The following is a 16,690-nucleotide window of genomic DNA, read 5'->3' on the forward strand; positions in this document are numbered from 1 at the left end:
GCCGCTCGTTTCCCGGTGGGGAGGCGCGTCACGGATAGCCGGGTAGGTCAACCCGTCCCGAGCCACGCCGGGCGGCTGCCGTCCAGATCGTGACGGCGACCAGCAGCACACAACCGGCTGCGATCGCCGCGACCACGGCGGCCACACCGATCCAAGGCGTCGCCAGTGGCAACAGCATGACGACGATGACGCATCCCAGAACCGCGGCGGGAAATATGACGGGCTCTGCACTGACAAGCACATGTACCACCCACAGCAGGGCAAGATACACGCCGACCGGAACCGCGACCGCGTAGCCGAGTGCCAGCGGTGACGCCGCACCGCCGTGCCCGCTCTGCTCCACCGCCACTTCGAGCCCGGCGCCGAGGGCAGCCAGGGCTGCGAAGATGCCATAGTGGCCGTATCCCCACAGGTAGGACCGATGACGGCGGTCACTGAGACCGTCCCCCGCTGGTCCGAGGAAGTACAGCCACCAAAGAGCGAACAGCAGGACGAGACCCGAGCCGGCGATGACGACGAAGGGGCCGCTGATCTCGCCCGTTTCGAGCGCTCCTTCGACTCCCCGGCTGGCAGCCAGGACGCTCTCGCCGAGCAGGATGATCGTGAACAGGCCGTAACGCTCGGCGATGTGGTGTGGGTGCCAGTTGGTGGGTCTGGTCCGCTCCGCCCACCGTGGCACCGCGAGTTCCAGGACGGCCAGGCAGACGAAGAACGGCAGACCGAAGGACGAGGGCAAGGCGCCCGTCTCCACGAGGACGAGCCGAAACAGCCAGCCCATCTGCAGGATGGCGATGCCGGCGGCGTAGCGAAGCGCGGTACGGCGGCTCGCCGGGTCTTCCAAACCGGCCCGCAGCCATTGCGCGACGAGACCGATCCTCATGATGAGGTAGCCCAGCGTGATGATCCCGTAGTCGGAATGGCCCGCCGCGGCGGGCACGCCGGCGGCCAGCACCAGTACGCCGGCCATCTGCACCATGGTCAGCAGCCGGTAGGCGACATCGTCGGTGTCATAGGACGAGGCGAACCACGTGAAGTTCATCCACGCCCACCAGATCGCGAAGAACACCTGAAGGAACGGCACCAGCCCGGCCAGGCCATGACCGTCGGCGATGCCGTGCGCGAACTGAGCGGTGACGGCCGCGACCGCGATCACGAAGGTGAGATCGAACAACAGCTCGAGCTGGCTCGAAACGCGGTGCGGCTCATCGATGGGGCGCGCGCTCATCCGTACTCGGATCCGGATGGTGGTGCCGGGTGGTGGCAAGGTCTCGCTCCTGTAGCTTCGCAACGTACGGTCCATCAGGCACGGCGGCAACGTCGCGTGTTCCAGCTCGACCGCTCACTTCAGGTGCTCACGCAGACTGTCGAGCGTGTCGATCCGCGTCTCACGCGGCATGATCGTCCGGCCTTGAGCCGTCCTCCAGCACTTCGACCGCGTCGAGCAGACCCCGCAGGCCGATCTCCTCGCGTTCGACATCCGTCGGATCGAACAGCCACTCGGTGACCGACAGGCTGGCGAACTCCTCCGGATGACTGGACTCGGCCAGGGTCACTTCCGCCTTGATCTCGACTTCGAGCTCGTGCAGAGAGTCGTTCTCGCCGCTCGGAGTGCTCATCATTCCTCCATACGTGGTTTGGGTGGATGTCCGGCCGGCCACGTGGATCGGTTGCACGCTGATCTGGCCGGCGGCGAACAGGCGGGTGAAGCGCGCATCCTGGTGAGCCACCAGTTCGTAGGCCGGGTGGGCTCGGTGGCGGTCACGACGACCGCCGCTACCTGCTGGGGCCGCTACCTGCTGGGCACGTCGCGACCACGACAGCGGCGTCTGGCTGGGCTGCTCGATCTGCTTGCACCCGGCGTCGGCGAGCAGCGCGATGAGTTCTCGCTGGGTGGGAAAGTGGTCGCCGTCCGGAGCGGGAATAGAAGCCACCTCTGGTGAGCTACGAGCGCCCAGGGCTACTTTCCGGTCACGTTCCGGCCGGGCCAGTCGCGGTAGCGGATCGTGCCGAGGGTGGCGCCGTCACCCGGAACCAGCGACCGCTCGCTCAACTCGCTGCCGAAGTAGCGCGCGTGCGGGTCGGTGACCACTTCGCGCGGGTCGCCCCAGACGGTCAGCGCCTGGCGGAAGAACTCATCCATCCGGAGCTGCTCGGGCCCGGCGATCTCGACCCTGCCGTTCAGCGGCGACCCGACCGCAGTCCGGCCGACCGCCTGGGCCACGTCGTCACCCGCGATCGGCTGGAACAGTACGGGCGCCATGTGCACCTTGCCGTCCACTGTGGCCTCGTCGGCGATGCCACGGGCAAACTCGAAGAACTGGGTCGAGTGCACGAGTGAGAACGGAATCCCTGACTTCTCGATCAGCTGCTCCTGAGCGATCTTCGCCGCGAAGTAGCCGTTGTCCGGCATCCGCTCCGTGCCCACGATCGACACCGCGACGTGATGGCCTACGCCCGCAGCCGCCTCCGCCGCCAGCAGGTTGCCCGTGGAGGTCTCGAAGAACTTCAGCACCGCAGCCCTCTCGAACGACGGCGAGTTCGACACGTCGACCACCACCTGCGCACCCGCCAGTACCTCGGCCAACCCCTCGCCGGTCAGCGTGTTGACGCCGGTGTTCGGCGCCGCCGCCACCGCCTCGTGACCATGCTCGCCCAGCTTCGTCACCAGCTTCGACCCGATCAGGCCCGTCCCGCCGATTACCACGATCTTCATCGCAATCCCTTTCGTCCGCCGGGCCATCTCGTTGCCACCCGGCCGCCAGCTAAGACCGGACAGCCCCTGGGCTTGTGACAGCTGCGGCGAAATTCCTTTCAGACCACGTAAGCGGAGACATCGGGTGTGATCCAATATCCACTTGTGGACGATGTGGCGCTGGGGGCGCTCGCGCAGCGGCTGGTAGATATCCCCGGAGTGGTCGCGGTGGTGCTCGGCGGTAGTCGGGCCCGTGGCACGCACCGCCCAGATTCGGACATCGATCTGGGGCTGTACTACCGAGGTGATCTGGACGTGACGGCGCTGCGGGCGCTGGCCGTGCAGGAGGCTGGCGAACGGGCCGAGATGACCGCGCCGGGTGGCTGGGGGCCATGGGTCAACGGCGGCGGCTGGCTGACCATCGACGGCTGGCGGGTCGACTGGATCTACCGCGATCTGGACCGGGTCCACCGGGTCTGGACCGACTGCCAGGAAGGCCGCTACGAAGTCGGAGCCCAGGCCGGGCATCCGTTGGGTTTCTACTCCCACGCCTATGCCGGCGAGGTGGCGCTGTGCCGGGTGCTGGCCGATCCCAGCGGGGAGCTTACCGACCTGCGGGAAAGTACCCGCACGTACCCTGCGGCGCTGAGCGCTGCGCTGGTGGACGGGCTGTGGGAGGCGGACTTCTCTGTAGCGCTGGCGCGGTACGGAGCGGTCGGCACCGACCCCGCTTACGCGGCCGGCTGCCTGTTTCGCGCCATCGGCGTCGCCTGCCAGGCCTTGCACGGTCACGCAGGCCAGTGGCTGATCAACGAGAAGGGCATGGTGGCCTCGGCCGACCGCCTGCCCATGGCTCCGCAGGACTTCGCCGTACGGGCGCTGAGGCTGCTTGGCCACGTTGGCGGGTCAACGCAGCAGATCGAGCAGACCGTCGCCGATGCGGCCGCCCTGCTAGGGGAGGTACAGGCAGCCGTCGACCGCTGACCGCAGCCCGCGCGCCACCTTCCCGAACTGACCCTCCCCTCGTACTGCGGAGATCTGACCCGAGGGGGAGGTCGGACCTCCACGGTACGAGGGGATTGCCACATGCAACGGGCACGCACGCCCAATGGCGACGGTTTTACAGGGCGTCGCCGTTCTTCCCACCGATCCCTTCCGCCGCCGAAGCCCTTCACCGCCCCCGCCTTTATAGGTGAGTTCTGTTCAAGAAGATCAGCAGGAGGCATTCTGGACCGAGCTCGGCGGCTCGGCCACGATGAGGGCATGACGGAGAACAGATCAGCGCAGCCGCCGGCGGCGGGCGGAGGAGCAGGCTCACGCCTGAACTGGACGGCAGCGAGCGCTCTAGTGCCGTGACCGCTATGGTTCGCCGGGTTGAGACGGAGGACCGTGGTGTTTGTGGAGATCGTCTTCGTGGGGCTGCCGATCGACCGTGATGAGGTCGAGGAGGCATTGGAAGCGGCGTTCGAGCTCGACGGCGAGATCACGGGCGCGGGCAGCGGCATGGGTCGTTGCCATCTTGACCTTGAGATCGCGGAGGGCTCGGACGCGACCGCGGTCCTGGAGCGGCTCTGGGCTGTGCTGTCTGAACTGGGAGTCGCGGACCACGCGACCTTGGATGTCAGCGAGTGATCAGGCTGCCATCTGCGCTCGTCCGCCCCAGCGGACGCCCTTCTCGCTGCGGACACGGGCGCGTTCGCGGCGTTCGGCCGCCAGGACATCTCGATGGCGGGCGTTGGCGTTGCGCCAGCGCAGGTAGGCGTGCAGAGCCCGGGTCTGGACCGTGTGGTTGGGGTGGTTGGAGTTGGCGATGGTGAACTGCCGCAGCGGCCCGAAGTGCGCCTCGATCGGATTTGCCCAGGACGCGTAGGTCGGTGTGAAGCACAGTTCGACCTGGTGCTTTTTGGCCCAGGCGCGGATCTTCTCGCCCTTGTGCGCGGACAGGTTGTCCAAGATCACGTAGATGGGGGCGCCGTCTGGGCGGACCGCCCGGATCGACCTGAGGGCGGCCAGCGTGTTGCCGGCGCCCTTCTTTCGCCGGTTGATGCCCCAGAGCGTGTCGTCACCGACCGAGTAGCAGCCGTGGAAGTACCGGACCCCGTGGGTGCGGTGGTAGGTCGCGGGGTGCCGTTCAGGGTGCCCGGCAGCTGCCCACCCCGAGCCGCCGGTCGGCCGGATTCCCAGCGGACCGAACTCGTCGAACGCGAAAACGCGGTCGGGGAAGCGGTCCAGGACGTGCTCGATCCGGTCGAGCTTGGTGTCACGGTCTGGGTCGGGCGACTCCTTCCAGGTCTTCGTGCGCTGGAAGGTGACGCCGCGGCGGGCCAGCAGGCACCGTAACGCCTCGCGGCCGATCCGGATGACGCGGCCATGGACCCGGTGCAGGTAAATGACGAGCTTGCGGATGGACCAGCGGGTGAAGGGCTGGCCGAGCTTGGTCGGGCGGGTGGTGGCCGTCGCGACGACGAAGTCCTCGTCGTCAGGAGTGAGCTGGCGGGGACGGCCTCCCGCCCAGCGAGGGTCCAGACAGGCCAGGCCGATCTTGTTGAACCGGTGGATCACGTCGCGGACGGTGTCCTCGTCCGCCTGCACCAGCTGGGCGATGACCGGGACGCGGTTCCCGCCGGCCGAGGCCAGCAGCATCATCGCCCGCCGGTAGCGAACCGAACTGGTGCTACCCCGGCGCACGATCTGCTGCAGCTTCTGCCCTTCCTGGTCGGTCAGTCTGCGCACACGGACAGGCTCGGCCACCGCACCTCCACGGGTCGGATCGGACGTCACCGCACATCCAACCGCCCCGACCACCAACCCGGCGAACCAATCCGGTCACAGCACTAGCGGGGGCGGTTGCCGCTGTGGTCGCGCTGATCGCCTACCTGTTGCCGCCGGCCCCGCTGAGCTTCCCCCCGTAGCACGGCCACCTCACCTGAGTTGACCCTGTGTCGGCTGGGAAGGAAGTGCTTCGTGCCTGCACCTCACCCGATCGAGTTCCGTCAGCGTGCCGTCGAACTTGCCCGTAAGGGTGATAAACCGGTCTCTGTCCTTGCTGAAAACCTGGGTATCAGCGATTCCTGTCTGCGGAGTTGGATGCGCCAGGCCGACACCGATGACAACGGCGGTGCGCAGCTGACCAGCGCGGAGAAGAAGGAACTCTCCGATCTACGGCGCCGAACCCGGCAGCTTGAGCTGGAAAATGAGATCCTCAAGCGGGCGGCTGCGTATTTCGCCCGGGAGAACGTGCTCCCAAAATAGGGTACGCGCTGGTCCGTGAACTCGCCGATGACGACTTTCCTGTCGCGGTGGCCTGCCGGGTGTTGAACATTTCCAGATCGGGCTACAAAGACTGGGTTGGCCGGCCGCAGTCACCACGCGACCAAAGAAACACCGAACTACTGAAGCTGATCCGTGACATCCATGAGACGTCACGTTACAGCTACGGCTCGCCGCGGATCCACGCGGAGCTGACGCTCGGCCTGGACCTGGAGGTCAACCGCAAGCGCGTCGAGCGGCTCATGCGTGAGGCCGGCATCCAGGGCATCTACCGGCGCAAGGGCCGCCGCAACCTCGTCAACGCCGCCACCGAGGAGGATCTGGTCCGCCGGGCCTTCACGGTGCAAGCGCCGGACCGGCTGTGGGTCAGCGACATCACCGAGCACCCCACCGACGAAGGGAAACTGTATTGCGCCGCTGTCATGGACGCCTATTCTCGTCGCATCATCGGCCATTCTATCGACATACGCCAGACCAGCGCTCTGGTCGTCGACGCGATGGTCATGGCCGTCGCCCGCCGTAACCCGCCCAGCAGGAAGACGATCCTGCATTCTGACCACGGAACACAGTACACATCGTTCTCGTACGGGAAACGGCTCCGTGATGCTGAACTCCTCGGCTCGATGGGAACCGTCGGCGATTGCTACGACAATGCCATGATGGAATCGTTCTGGGGAACGATGCAGCTCGAACTGCTCGACGTTAACAAATGGTCAACAAGAGCCGAGTTGGCCAGCGCGATGTTTGAATGGATCGAGTGCTGGTATAACCCGTATAGGCGTCATTCCAGCATCGACATGAACAGCCCAATCGCGTTCGAGGAGCTCTACAAGCCCTCAGACGCAACCTCGTGATCCCACACCATCGGTGGCTGTAGTACGGGGGGAACCTCAGCCGGCTCCGTCTCCGCAGCCCCACACCGACCCGGCAGTCACCACCTCGGCCTCGCAGTCATCGTCACCAGATCAGGTCACCATCCGACCCGAACCGCCGACTCCGAGTCCGTCGCCTGAGTCCAGCACGCCCCAGCGACCGGTGCCAAGCCCCACGCGAGCGGTCCCGGTTTCCTCCCCACTGCTGTCAGCGGTCCGGCCCGGAGGCTGTGACGAGGCGGCGGCGGCGCTGACCGCATACCGCCGGAACGCCGGAACTACCCGCAGCAGCCAGGCAGCCGCGGCTCACCAGACATACCTCGACCTGATGGGCGCAGTCCTCGACGCGCAAGGAGTGGTGGGGGCGACGATCAGTCGGCTGGGCGTCGAATTCCAGGAACTGAACTTCCGCTTGATCGGCATGACCGGCGGCGATCCCAACCAGGTGATCGCGGATATCAATACAGACGTCGCGGAACTCAAGAGGCTGTGCGAATCCAGCTGACCTGACGACACGTCACAGCCGGACTGGCGCGCGACGGCTGCGGAGCAGCGGGGGCCGCTGGGTCCGCGCTGGCGCGCCGTTCCCGCATGCTCATCTCCTCGGCCAGGGCAAACCCGAGCCGGTTCCGGGTCAGGGCCCCGGCAAGTTTGTGATTTGGTCGGTGTGATCACTTCGGTCCGAGGTTGAACAGGTCAAGGACGCGCTGGTGGTCGTAGCCGTAATCGCGGCGGGCATGGGCGATATTGACATGGCCCGCTCGGCGTAGGGTGCCGGTGGCGAGGTTGCGGAAAGCAGCCAAGGCGCGGGGCAAGGTGGCGGTCCGCGCTTGGCAGGCGTCCTCGGCGAAGGTGACGTCGCGGACGTGATGGACGCCGTTTTCGATGGCCTTCCAGTGGCCGCGGACGTAGGCGGCGAGCTGGGCCGGTCCGGCCTGCCGCGGAGTCAGATCGGTGATGCCGTAGCAGACTTCCTTGCTGTGACGTATGCCGTCCAGGCCACCTCGATGGCGCAGGATGCGAAAGACCTGAGCGGCATGGGGGAAATCGATGTCGCCGGCCGGGGCTGTGCGAAGGATGCGGTGCTCGGTGCGGCCGTGTCCGCGGTCGAACTCGCGGTGGGTGACGGTAATGAAGTTGGCGTCGGGGCCGGTCAGTGCGGTGATGGCGGCGGCGCGCAGAGTGGGCTGATTGGCTTTGACGATCATGACGTAGTGCGCGTGATGGTCGTCGATCAGCAGTCGTGCGGAGGCGCGCTGGGTGTGCAGGGCGTCGGCGGTGATGACAGCGCCGGTCAGTTCGGTGTCGGTGGCCTGACGCAGCAGCGCGTCCAGGGCGCTGATCTCGCTGCTTTTGGCGGGGATCTGGCGTTGTGCGTGGACGGTGGCGTCGAGGTGGGCGGCCAGGCTGATCAAGTGAACGCGGCCGCCGCCGGGGTGGTGGGCACCTTTGAGGCGCTTGCCGTCGACGGCGTAGGCCGGCAATAGGCCCGGCGTCTGCGCGGGAGATCGGCGAGCGGCGCGGCGGGCTTCGCGCTCGGTGCGCCGGCTCACCGGTGCTGGGGCGCGCTCGTGCGGTTCGACGGTGGGCGGCTGGCCGAGGAAGGTTGCCAGGCAGGCGTCGAGTTCGTCACCGTCCAAGCCGGCCAGGACGCGGCGGATGGTGCGTTCGCTGGGCGGCTGGTGCAGGCCGGTGAATGGATCGCGCCAGATGTGCAGGTCGGCCAGGACCTGCTGGGGGGCGTTGTCGGCCCACTGTTCGATCGCGGTCAGGCAGTCGCCGCCCACCGCCACGGTGGCACATGCCACGATCGCCAGGATCGAGGCCAGCGAGTGGCGTCGCCCTCGCGCTGAGCGTGGGTCGGAAATCAGGGCGAACCGGTCGGTGAGCTTCAGCCGGGCGGAAGAATCGGTATCCGTTTGCCCAACTTGCTCGCAGCCGACAGCGTTGATCAGCGATGATGGCGCGACAGGCACGGTTTCCTCATTCGATCAGGCGGCTTTAGACACCTCTGATCTTCGGGAGCCGTGCCTTTCCGTCGTTGCGGGCTTGGTATTTCCTTACCCGCCCCTACTTACGCCGCTGGACGAATACGAACGAATCCGTTCAAAACATCAACTTGCCGGGGCCCTGTCAAGCGGGCGGCTGCGTATTTCGCCCGGGAGAACGTGCTCCCAAAATAGGGTACGCGCTGGTCCGTGAACTCGCCGATGACGACTTTCCTGTCGCGGTGGCCTGCCGGGTGTTGAACATTTCCAGATCGGGCTACAAAGACTGGGTTGGCCGGCCGCAGTCACCACGCGACCAAAGAAACACCGAACTACTGAAGCTGATCCGTGACATCCATGAGACGTCACGTTACAGCTACGGCTCGCCGCGGATCCACGCGGAGCTGACGCTCGGCCTGGACCTGGAGGTCAACCGCAAGCGCGTCGAGCGGCTCATGCGTGAGGCCGGCATCCAGGGCATCTACCGGCGCAAGGGCCGCCGCAACCTCGTCAACGCCGCCACCGAGGAGGATCTGGTCCGCCGGGCCTTCACGGTGCAAGCGCCGGACCGGCTGTGGGTCAGCGACATCACCGAGCACCCCACCGACGAAGGGAAACTGTATTGCGCCGCTGTCATGGACGCCTATTCTCGTCGCATCATCGGCCATTCTATCGACATACGCCAGACCAGCGCTCTGGTCGTCGACGCGATGGTCATGGCCGTCGCCCGCCGTAACCCGCCCAGCAGGAAGACGATCCTGCATTCTGACCACGGAACACAGTACACATCGTTCTCGTACGGGAAACGGCTCCGCGATGCTGAACTCCTCGGCTCGATGGGAACCGTCGGCGATTGCTACGACAATGCCATGATGGAATCGTTCTGGGGAACGATGCAGCTCGAACTGCTCGACGTTAATAAATGGTCAACAAGAGCCGAGTTGGCCAGCGCGATGTTTGAATGGATCGAGTGCTGGTATAACCCGTATAGGCGTCATTCCAGCATCGACATGAACAGCCCAATCACGTTCGAGGAGCTCTACAAGCCCTCAGACGCAACCTCGTGATCCCACACCATCGGTGGCTGTCGTACGGGGGGAACCTCAGATGATGTGCGGGTTGTTCGTGGTGTCCGGCATCGTATGGTGATGGATGAGATAGAAACGAAGCCGATCACGCTTGAGGTGCCGAAGTACTCTGCGAACCGGGGGCTGCCTCGGCTGTGGCCGGATGACTACTTTCTGCAGGTCCTGGTTGATGATGACTATGTGACGATCGAAGGCGATCCAGCCGGTCTGCGTGGCTTAGCGGTGCAGTTGTTATCGCTGGCAGGATCCGATGTGCCTCCGGGTTACGCTCACGATCTGGATGATCTGCCTGCTGAGATTGAACCCGGCTCGGTGCCGCTCATCCTGATGAGGGCCCTCGGAGCTGGCCGCTCGTAGCCGATGCTTCCGATCATCTGTGGTGCGATCCCGTTGTCTTCTCCAGTAGGTGTAGCTCCATACTGATGCCCGTGTACGTCGGGGATGTTGGGTGACCCTCCCCTCGTACTGTGGAGATCTGACCTAAAGGGGAGGTCGGATCTCCACAGTACGAGGGGAGGATCAGCCTATCCGGGCAGCTCGTTTTACCATGGAGGGCTGTATCTTCATCGCGAGTTGGTAGAGACCTCGCATCTGAGGCGGATGCTCCTGGTAGTACTTCAGGGCGCAATGGATTGTCTCTTCTCCGCAGACTTCAGCCACCCGGCGGTCCATCCCATAAATCTGCTGTCTGCCGATGATCGGCACTACGGCCACACAGAGAAGTGCCAGCATGGCCACCACAACCGGAACGGGCAAGTCGAACAGAAAGGCCACCACGGTGCCAGCCGCAGCGCCGATGCCAGCCGCGGTTTGAGTTGATGCCCCCTCCTTACGAAGGCGCGTGCGATCGGATGCCGCAACCGCCCATGCGAGATCCGCGTCCTGCATATGCTCCGGCAGAACGTCAAAAGTGGCTCCGATGACGATCAGCGAGTTCTTCCCGCGTCTCTTCAGCGTGCAGTCCGCCCCCTGGGGCGGTTCACCGTAGATCACGTCAGGCGGGTTGACATCAAACCGCTGGGACAACTCCTCAACTCGGAGACGCACCTTGTCTATATCCATCCGGCTATCTTCGGAGACAAAGATCACGTTGTGGTCGCAACCCCTCGACGGTGCGTGAAAACTGCCCCTGTGGCAAAGACCGCTCAATCCGCCGGATCCGCCATTGCAGCATCTGGCACAACAACCATGCCGGCGACCGGCGCCTACACATCGTCGACAGGGCGAACGTTGCCTGAGGCGGCGCTAGGCGTTACGCCAAGCATCAATGACGCAGGAAGCACTCGAAGTGCCACCAACCGTCCTCTTGGGCGCGGATCAGTAGCGCCTTTATCCGTCCTGTAGGGGGAACCTCAGCGTGAGTTCTCCTTCCTCCCCGAGGACCGTCGCCCGGCCCTCTCGCCGGAGGTCGCTCGTGCGGTGCGGTGGCTGGAAGCGGCCTCGCTGCCTCTCAAGGCGCTGGAGGAGGCCAAGCACACGCGGGCGGCTCTGGAGGGCCTAACGCTGCTCCTGGACGGCAAGGCGGCGGCCACCTCGACCTACCGGCGCAAGCGAGCGGTGTTCCATCACGTGCTGGAGTATGCGGTGGAACTGGAGGAGCTTTCGGCGAATACGCTGCACAAGGTGAAGCTCCGCAAGGCCAAGTCCGACGGGGAGATCGACCGGCGCTCGGTGGTCAACCCGGTTCAAGCCCGTGAGCTGCTCACCGCCGTGACCTACGTGGGCCGGTCGCGGGGGCTGATGCTGGCGGCCATGTTCGCCTGCATGTACTTCGGAGGTCTGCGTCCGGCTGAGGCCGCGGGGCTCCGTAAGAAGGACTGTCACCTTCCGGCGACCGGCTGGGGCCTGCTCACCCTGGAGAAGACCAAGCCGCAGAGCAACAAGCGGTTCACCGACTCGGGGAAGACCCATGACGATCGTGGCCTCAAGCACCGGCATACGAAGGAGACCCGAGAGGTCCCGGTCCCGCCGGAGCTGGTGGCCATCCTCCGGGAACACATCGACAAGCACGGGGCCGGCGAGGACGGCCGGCTGTTCCGGACTCGCACGGGTGGCCTGATCTCCGGATCGGCGTACGCCAAGGTCTGGAAGGAGGCCCGGACCTACGCCTTCACACCTGACCAGGTCGCCTCACCTCTGGCGGGCAGGCCGTACGACCTGCGGCACGCGGCGGTCTCCCTCTGGCTCAACGCCGGAGTCCATGCGCCGGAAGCGGCCGAACGGGCCGGCCACGGGGTGGACGTGATGCTCAAGGTCTACGCCAAGTGCATCGACGGCCAACGTGACGTGGCCAACCAGCGCATCCTGGATGCGCTCGCCGCATGACATCGGCACCGCACAACGACAGGACCCCGGGACCCTCGGGGTCCTTCGTCGTTTCGGCCCAGGAATCGTTCCGCAGTCCTCCAAAACTCCCGGCCCCACCTGGGGAAACGAGGCCGTGAGCATTCCGCGTATGTTCCGCAACCACTGGCATACGGCTGCTTTTCGCTGCCTGCGGCTGCATGAGGCATGCGGGCCGTACACATGCAAAAGACCAGGTCAGCGTACGGATGACCTGGTCTCGGTGGTGCGCCCTGCAGGATTCGAACCTGCGACCGTCGGATTAGAAGTCCGATGCTCTATCCAGCTGAGCTAAGGGCGCTCCCGCCTAATTGTGCATGATCCGGGGAGTGTCCATGCAACGGATCGGCACGGGTGTCGCGAGGATCACTCTACGGTGCCTGCGGCCGGCCGTGTGAACAGGGTGACAGGAGCGTCTCTCCGGCGGCTGACCGGCGCCGATGGCCGGGAGCCGGCACTGTGGAACCTTCATGGCAGGACTGCTTTACGGATAGTCCGGAGATCTGCAAGAGCGCAGACGGACCATCCGAAGTCGGTCTAGGCTCGGATGCCATGTCCGCCGTCACCGCCTCAGAGGAGATTCCCCTGCTGGGCGGTGACGTGACCGACGGGGTGGTGCGGGTCGGTGACACCGTCCGCAGGCCCGTCCGGCCCTCCACACCGTCCGTGCACGCGCTGCTGCGCCACCTTGAGGCGGCGGGGTTCGACGGTGCGCCCCGTGTGGTGGGCCTGGACGGCCAGGGCCGGGAGATCCTGACCTACGTCGACGGTGACTCCGCGACCGCTCCGCTGACGTCATGGGCGGTCACCGATGAGTCGCTGGCCGCTCTGGCGTCGCTGCTGCGTCGCTTCCACGACGCCTCGGCGAGCTTCGTTCCGCCGCCGGACGCCGCATGGGAGGCCGGGTCCAACGACGACGCGGCTCCTGAGCTGGTCGGTCACTGCGACATCACCCTCGACAACGTGATCTTCCGTGACGGGCTCCCCTTCGCGTTGATCGACTTCGACATGGCCCGGCCGACGACCCGGCTGTTCGACGTGGTGACCGCCCTGCGGCACTGGGCCCCGATCGCCGACCCCCTCGACCTGGAGCCGATCCGGCGTGATCTGGCGGTCGGTGCGCGGCTGCGGCTGTTCTGCGACGCCTACGGGCTGACCCCGCGCGAGCGCCGCCGCCTGCTCGATCTCGCCCGGCTCCGCTTCGACCGTTCCTACCACGCCATGCGCGTCAAGGCCGCCACCGCGGGCGGCGGCTGGGCCCGTATGTGGGCGGGCGGCGCGGGGGAGCGCATCCGCCGGGCCTGCGCCTGGCTGGAGACCCACCAGGATGAGCTCCATGCGCATCTCATCTGACCGCTCCGCTCCCCGGCAGGCGACCGGACGGACCCATCCTGGCCGATCCGCGTCGAGACGGGCCGAGGCGCTTGGCATGCTCGCCGGGGTGGCCGTCGACGCCGTGCTCGCCGACCCCCGGCGCGGGCATCCGGTGGCGCTGTTCGGACGGGCCGCCGCAGCCCTGGAACAGCGGGTGTACGGCGACGCCCGGCCCAAGGGGGTTCTCTACACGGCACTGTGCGTCGGTCCGGTGGCTCTGCTCGGCCTCGCCGCGACCCGGACAGGGAACCCGGTGGCGCGGGGGGCGCTGAGCGCGATGGCGACCTGGTCGGTGCTGGGCGGCACCACGCTGGGGCGCGAAGGTGTGGCCATGGCGCGGTTCCTGGAGGCCGGCGACCTCACCGGGGCGCGCGGAAGGCTGTCGCACCTGTGCGGGCGTGACCCCGCCCTGCTCGACACCCCCGGACTGGCCAGGGCGACCGTCGAGTCGATCGCGGAGAACACCTCCGACGCCGTGGTGGCACCGCTGTTCTGGGGCGCGGTGGCCGGGGTGCCGGGACTGCTGGCCTATCGGGCGGTCAACACGCTGGACGCGATGGTCGGCCACCGCAACGCCCGCTACGAGCGGTTCGGCTGGGCTTCGGCGCGCCTCGACGACGTGGCCAACTACGTCCCCGCGCGGATCACCGGAGCGCTGACGGCCCTCGCCGCCCCCCTGGCCGGCGGCTCGGCCCGCCGGGCGGCCGCCGTACTGCGCAGGGACGGTCACCGCCACCCGAGCCCCAACGCGGGCCGCTGCGAGGCGGCCTTCGCCGGTGCGCTGGACGTCACGCTCGGCGGCACCAACGTCTACGGCCACCGCGTCGAGCACCGGCCCGAGATGGGCGACGGGCCCGGACCGTCGGTCGCCGACATCCGCAGGTCCGTACGGCTGGCACGGGCGGTGGGCCTGGCCGCCGCCGGCCTGGCCGTGCTCGCGGCGTTCCGCCGCCCGCGCCGGTAGGGGTGCGGGGCCCGGGTGGCCGTCGGGCATGGGGCGCGTCATGCTGGTCACCATGATTGTCGATCCGTCCGGGGAGTCGCCCGTGATCCTGTCCGGTCCCGGTGCCACCGGGCCCGCCGTCTCCGCCGTCGCGGGAACCGTCTTCGCCGACGCCGGAACCGCCTCCGCCGGTGCTGAAACCGTCTTCGCTGTCGCGGGAACCGCCTCCGCTGACGCCGGAACCGTCTCCGCCGTTGCCGGAACCATCTCCGCCCGGCCGTATCCGGTGAGGGGCGTGTGAGGGGCTCCCTGCTGGTCGCCGGGACCACCTCCGACGCCGGCAAGAGTGTCGTCACCGCCGGGATCTGCCGCTGGCTGGCCCGGCAGGGTGTGAAGGTCGCGCCGTACAAGGCGCAGAACATGTCACTGAACTCCTTCGTCACCGCCGACGGCGCCGAGATCGGCCGGGCCCAGGCGATGCAGGCCGCCGCCTGCGGCCTGGAGCCCACCGCCGACATGAACCCGATCCTGCTCAAGCCGGGCAGCGACCGGCGCAGCCAGGTCGTGGTCATGGGCAGGCCGCTGGCCGACGTCGACGCCATGGAGTACTGGGACGTCAAGGAGCACCTCCGCCAGGTCGCGGTGGACGCGCTGGAAAGGCTGCGCGACACCTACGACGTGGTGGTCTGCGAGGGCGCGGGCAGCCCGGCGGAGATCAACCTGCGCCGGAGCGACATCGCCAACATGGGCCTGGCCCGCGCCGCCGGCCTGCCGGTCGTCGTGGTCGGCGACATCGACCGCGGCGGGGTGTTCGCCTCGCTGTACGGGACGGTGGCGCTGCTGGAGCCCGCCGACCAGGCGCTGATCGCCGGGTTCGTGGTCAACAAGTTCCGTGGGGCGCGCGAGCTCCTCGAACCCGGCCTCGACATGATCAGGGAGCTGACCGGCCGCGAGGTGTACGGCGTGCTGCCCTGGCTGGACGGCCTCTGGCTGGACGTCGAGGACTCCCTCGCCCTGGACAACCGGCCCGCGATCGGGGCGCGTCCACCGTACGGCGGGCAGAGCCTGCGGGTCGCGGTGGTCAGGCTGCCGCGCATCTCCAACTTCACCGACCTGGACGCCCTGGCCTGCGAGCCGGGTGTGCTGGTCCGCTACGTGACCTCGCCGGCCGAACTGGACGACGCCGACCTGGTGGTGCTGCCCGGCTCGCGCGCGACGGTCTCCGACCTGGCCTGGCTGCGCGCCACCGGCCTGGCCGACGCCCTGCCGGGCCGGGCCGTACTGGGCATCTGCGGCGGTTACCAGATGCTCGCCCGGACGATCCGGGACGACGTCGAGTCCGGAGCGGGACTGGTCGAGGGGCTCGGCCTGCTGCCCGCGACGGTGGAGTTCGCCGCGGCCAAGACGCTGGGCCGCCCGGTCGGCGAGGCGTACGGCTGCCGCGTCGCGGCCTACGAGATCCATCACGGCGTCGTGACGGCCGAGGGCGGCGACCCGTTCCTGGACGGCTGCCGGTCCGGTCCCGTCTGGGGCACCACCTGGCACGGGGCACTGGAGAACGACGACTTCCGCCGGGCGTTCCTCGCCGACGTGGCGGCCGTCTCCGGACGTGACTTCGTCCCCGCCCCCGGCGTCTCCTTCGCCGCGTCGCGCGAGGAACGGCTGGACGCCCTCGGCGATCTGATCGAACGGCATGTGGACACCGATGCCCTGCTACGACTGCTGGAGGGCGGTGCCCCCGCGGGCCTGCCCCTCCTGCCTCCCGGTGGAGCGCCGCGCGGAGCACCGGATTTCTCGCACAATGGAGCCATGGAAGGTGGACGATGACCCGGATCGTGCTGTTCCTCTTCATCATCGCCGTGGTCGCCGCGGTGGTCCTCGGCGTCGCCCTGGTGCTGCGCGCGTCCAGGAGGCCCAAGCCCGTCTCCGACGACCCCCGTGAGATTCTCCGGCGCCGTTACGCCGCCGGTGAGATCGACGAGGACGAATACCTCCGCCGCATGTCCGGCCTCTCCCAGGACTGGTAGCGGATCGCGTCACGGCCTCGGCCCGGCGCTCCCGGTCGCGGATCATGTCACGACCCCGACCCGGCGCTCCTCGATTGATGGATTTCTCCGTAC

19 protein-coding genes and 1 tRNA gene are annotated in these 16,690 nt (G+C 67.3%); 13 read left to right on the forward strand and 7 right to left on the reverse strand.

The features are described 5' to 3' along the window. Positions 1-28: 28 nt before the first annotated feature. The 3 genes from OHA77_RS31145 to OHA77_RS31155 form a co-directional block, all read right to left on the reverse strand. Positions 29-1,315, reverse strand: coding sequence for a low temperature requirement protein A (locus tag OHA77_RS31145; protein ID WP_406312943.1), 1,287 nt, complete (start codon positions 1,313-1,315; stop codon positions 29-31). Positions 1,316-1,385: 70 nt separating this feature from the next. Then, entirely contained in the window at positions 1,386-1,931 is a 546-nt protein-coding gene (locus OHA77_RS31150; RefSeq protein WP_406312944.1) for a hypothetical protein, read from the reverse strand. A gap of 26 nt (positions 1,932-1,957) precedes the next feature. Next, the gene (locus tag OHA77_RS31155) at positions 1,958-2,713 is read right to left on the reverse strand and encodes an SDR family oxidoreductase (protein ID WP_406312946.1); all 756 of its coding nucleotides are present in this window, start codon (positions 2,711-2,713) and stop codon (positions 1,958-1,960) included. Positions 2,714-2,857: 144 nt separating this feature from the next. Between OHA77_RS31155 and OHA77_RS31160 the strand changes: the two genes are divergently transcribed. Both OHA77_RS31160 and OHA77_RS31165 read left to right on the forward strand, forming a co-directional pair. Further along, complete coding sequence (locus OHA77_RS31160) at positions 2,858-3,676, forward strand: nucleotidyltransferase domain-containing protein (protein ID WP_406312947.1); 819 nt, start codon at positions 2,858-2,860, stop codon at positions 3,674-3,676. 414 nt (positions 3,677-4,090) lie between these two features. Further along, positions 4,091-4,324 carry a hypothetical protein gene (locus OHA77_RS31165; protein ID WP_406311808.1) on the forward strand — a complete coding sequence of 78 codons (234 nt, stop codon included), beginning with the start codon at positions 4,091-4,093 and terminating at the stop codon, positions 4,322-4,324. On the opposite strand, the gene OHA77_RS31170 is transcribed toward OHA77_RS31165, so the two are convergent. Next, positions 4,325-5,443 carry an IS630 family transposase gene (locus OHA77_RS31170; protein ID WP_406311807.1) on the reverse strand — a complete coding sequence of 373 codons (1,119 nt, stop codon included), beginning with the start codon at positions 5,441-5,443 and terminating at the stop codon, positions 4,325-4,327. 213 nt (positions 5,444-5,656) lie between these two features. Here OHA77_RS31170 and OHA77_RS31175 point away from each other — a divergent pair, with 213 nt between their 5' ends. The 3 genes from OHA77_RS31175 (at position 5,657) to OHA77_RS31185 (ending at position 7,339) form a co-directional block, all read left to right on the forward strand. Continuing rightward, positions 5,657-5,944 (forward strand): transposase, encoded by a 288-nt coding sequence (locus OHA77_RS31175; protein ID WP_406312792.1) that lies wholly within the window; start codon positions 5,657-5,659, stop codon positions 5,942-5,944. 47 nt (positions 5,945-5,991) lie between these two features. Then, positions 5,992-6,816, forward strand: coding sequence for an IS3 family transposase (locus OHA77_RS31180; protein WP_406312888.1), 825 nt, complete (start codon positions 5,992-5,994; stop codon positions 6,814-6,816). 346 nt (positions 6,817-7,162) lie between these two features. Next, complete coding sequence (locus tag OHA77_RS31185) at positions 7,163-7,339, forward strand: hypothetical protein (RefSeq protein ID WP_406312948.1); 177 nt, start codon at positions 7,163-7,165, stop codon at positions 7,337-7,339. Positions 7,340-7,505: 166 nt separating this feature from the next. Here the strand turns inward: OHA77_RS31185 and OHA77_RS31190 are convergent, their stop codons facing one another. After that, the gene (locus tag OHA77_RS31190) at positions 7,506-8,810 is read right to left on the reverse strand and encodes an ISAs1 family transposase (RefSeq protein ID WP_406311517.1); all 1,305 of its coding nucleotides are present in this window, start codon (positions 8,808-8,810) and stop codon (positions 7,506-7,508) included. A 143-nt stretch (positions 8,811-8,953) separates the two neighbouring features. Between OHA77_RS31190 and OHA77_RS31195 the strand changes: the two genes are divergently transcribed. Together OHA77_RS31195 and OHA77_RS31200 are read left to right on the forward strand one after the other, a co-directional pair. Then, entirely contained in the window at positions 8,954-9,889 is a 936-nt protein-coding gene (locus OHA77_RS31195; protein WP_406319902.1) for an IS3 family transposase, read from the forward strand. An 81-nt stretch (positions 9,890-9,970) separates the two neighbouring features. After that, positions 9,971-10,267 carry a hypothetical protein gene (locus OHA77_RS31200; protein WP_406312949.1) on the forward strand — a complete coding sequence of 99 codons (297 nt, stop codon included), beginning with the start codon at positions 9,971-9,973 and terminating at the stop codon, positions 10,265-10,267. A 162-nt stretch (positions 10,268-10,429) separates the two neighbouring features. Here OHA77_RS31200 and OHA77_RS31205 read toward each other — a convergent pair whose 3' ends face one another. After that, positions 10,430-10,972 (reverse strand): hypothetical protein, encoded by a 543-nt coding sequence (locus OHA77_RS31205; protein WP_406312950.1) that lies wholly within the window; start codon positions 10,970-10,972, stop codon positions 10,430-10,432. 357 nt (positions 10,973-11,329) lie between these two features. On the opposite strand from OHA77_RS31205, the gene OHA77_RS31210 reads away from it, so the two are divergent. Then, a complete protein-coding gene (locus OHA77_RS31210; protein WP_406312951.1) occupies positions 11,330-12,235 on the forward strand; it encodes a tyrosine-type recombinase/integrase in 906 nt (301 codons plus the stop codon). Between the two features lie 242 nt (positions 12,236-12,477). Here the strand turns inward: OHA77_RS31210 and OHA77_RS31215 are convergent. Continuing rightward, positions 12,478-12,554, reverse strand: a tRNA-Arg gene (locus OHA77_RS31215). A 251-nt stretch (positions 12,555-12,805) separates the two neighbouring features. Here OHA77_RS31215 and OHA77_RS31220 point away from each other — a divergent pair. The 5 genes from OHA77_RS31220 (at position 12,806) to OHA77_RS31240 (ending at position 16,597) form a co-directional block, all read left to right on the forward strand. Further along, complete coding sequence (locus OHA77_RS31220; protein WP_406312952.1) at positions 12,806-13,606, forward strand: phosphotransferase enzyme family protein; 801 nt, start codon at positions 12,806-12,808, stop codon at positions 13,604-13,606. A 76-nt stretch (positions 13,607-13,682) separates the two neighbouring features. Beyond that, positions 13,683-14,591: a cobalamin biosynthesis protein gene (locus tag OHA77_RS31225; RefSeq protein WP_406319903.1), complete on the forward strand. Its 909-nt coding sequence runs from the start codon at positions 13,683-13,685 to the stop codon at positions 14,589-14,591. A 52-nt stretch (positions 14,592-14,643) separates the two neighbouring features. Beyond that, a complete protein-coding gene (locus tag OHA77_RS31230) occupies positions 14,644-14,871 on the forward strand; it encodes a hypothetical protein (protein WP_406312953.1) in 228 nt (75 codons plus the stop codon). Further along, positions 14,868-16,397 carry a cobyric acid synthase gene (locus OHA77_RS31235; protein ID WP_406312954.1) on the forward strand — a complete coding sequence of 510 codons (1,530 nt, stop codon included), beginning with the start codon at positions 14,868-14,870 and terminating at the stop codon, positions 16,395-16,397. Before OHA77_RS31230 ends, OHA77_RS31235 begins: the two co-directional genes overlap by 4 nt. After that, entirely contained in the window at positions 16,394-16,597 is a 204-nt protein-coding gene (locus tag OHA77_RS31240; protein ID WP_406312955.1) for an SHOCT domain-containing protein, read from the forward strand. The genes OHA77_RS31235 and OHA77_RS31240 overlap by 4 nt, the downstream gene beginning before the upstream one ends. Positions 16,598-16,690: the final 93 nt, after the last annotated feature.

This window comes from Streptosporangium sp. NBC_01639, from assembly GCF_045209755.1.
GTDB lineage: Bacteria > Actinomycetota > Actinomycetes > Streptosporangiales > Streptosporangiaceae > Streptosporangium.

What these genes read in the sequence shown, in the direction of transcription:
- OHA77_RS31155 (WP_406312946.1), bottom strand. Translation starts at nt 2,713, where the DNA reads ATGAAGATCGTGGTAATCGGCGGGACGGGCCTGATCGGGTCGAAGCTG.
- OHA77_RS31185 (WP_406312948.1), top strand. Translation starts at nt 7,163, where the DNA reads ATGGGCGCAGTCCTCGACGCGCAAGGAGTGGTGGGGGCGACGATCAGT.
- OHA77_RS31200 (WP_406312949.1), top strand. Translation starts at nt 9,971, where the DNA reads ATGGATGAGATAGAAACGAAGCCGATCACGCTTGAGGTGCCGAAGTAC.
- OHA77_RS31205 (WP_406312950.1), bottom strand. Translation starts at nt 10,972, where the DNA reads ATGGATATAGACAAGGTGCGTCTCCGAGTTGAGGAGTTGTCCCAGCGG.
- OHA77_RS31220 (WP_406312952.1), top strand. Translation starts at nt 12,806, where the DNA reads ATGTCCGCCGTCACCGCCTCAGAGGAGATTCCCCTGCTGGGCGGTGAC.
- OHA77_RS31225 (WP_406319903.1), top strand. Translation starts at nt 13,683, where the DNA reads ATGCTCGCCGGGGTGGCCGTCGACGCCGTGCTCGCCGACCCCCGGCGC.
- OHA77_RS31230 (WP_406312953.1), top strand. Translation starts at nt 14,644, where the DNA reads ATGATTGTCGATCCGTCCGGGGAGTCGCCCGTGATCCTGTCCGGTCCC.
- OHA77_RS31240 (WP_406312955.1), top strand. Translation starts at nt 16,394, where the DNA reads ATGACCCGGATCGTGCTGTTCCTCTTCATCATCGCCGTGGTCGCCGCG.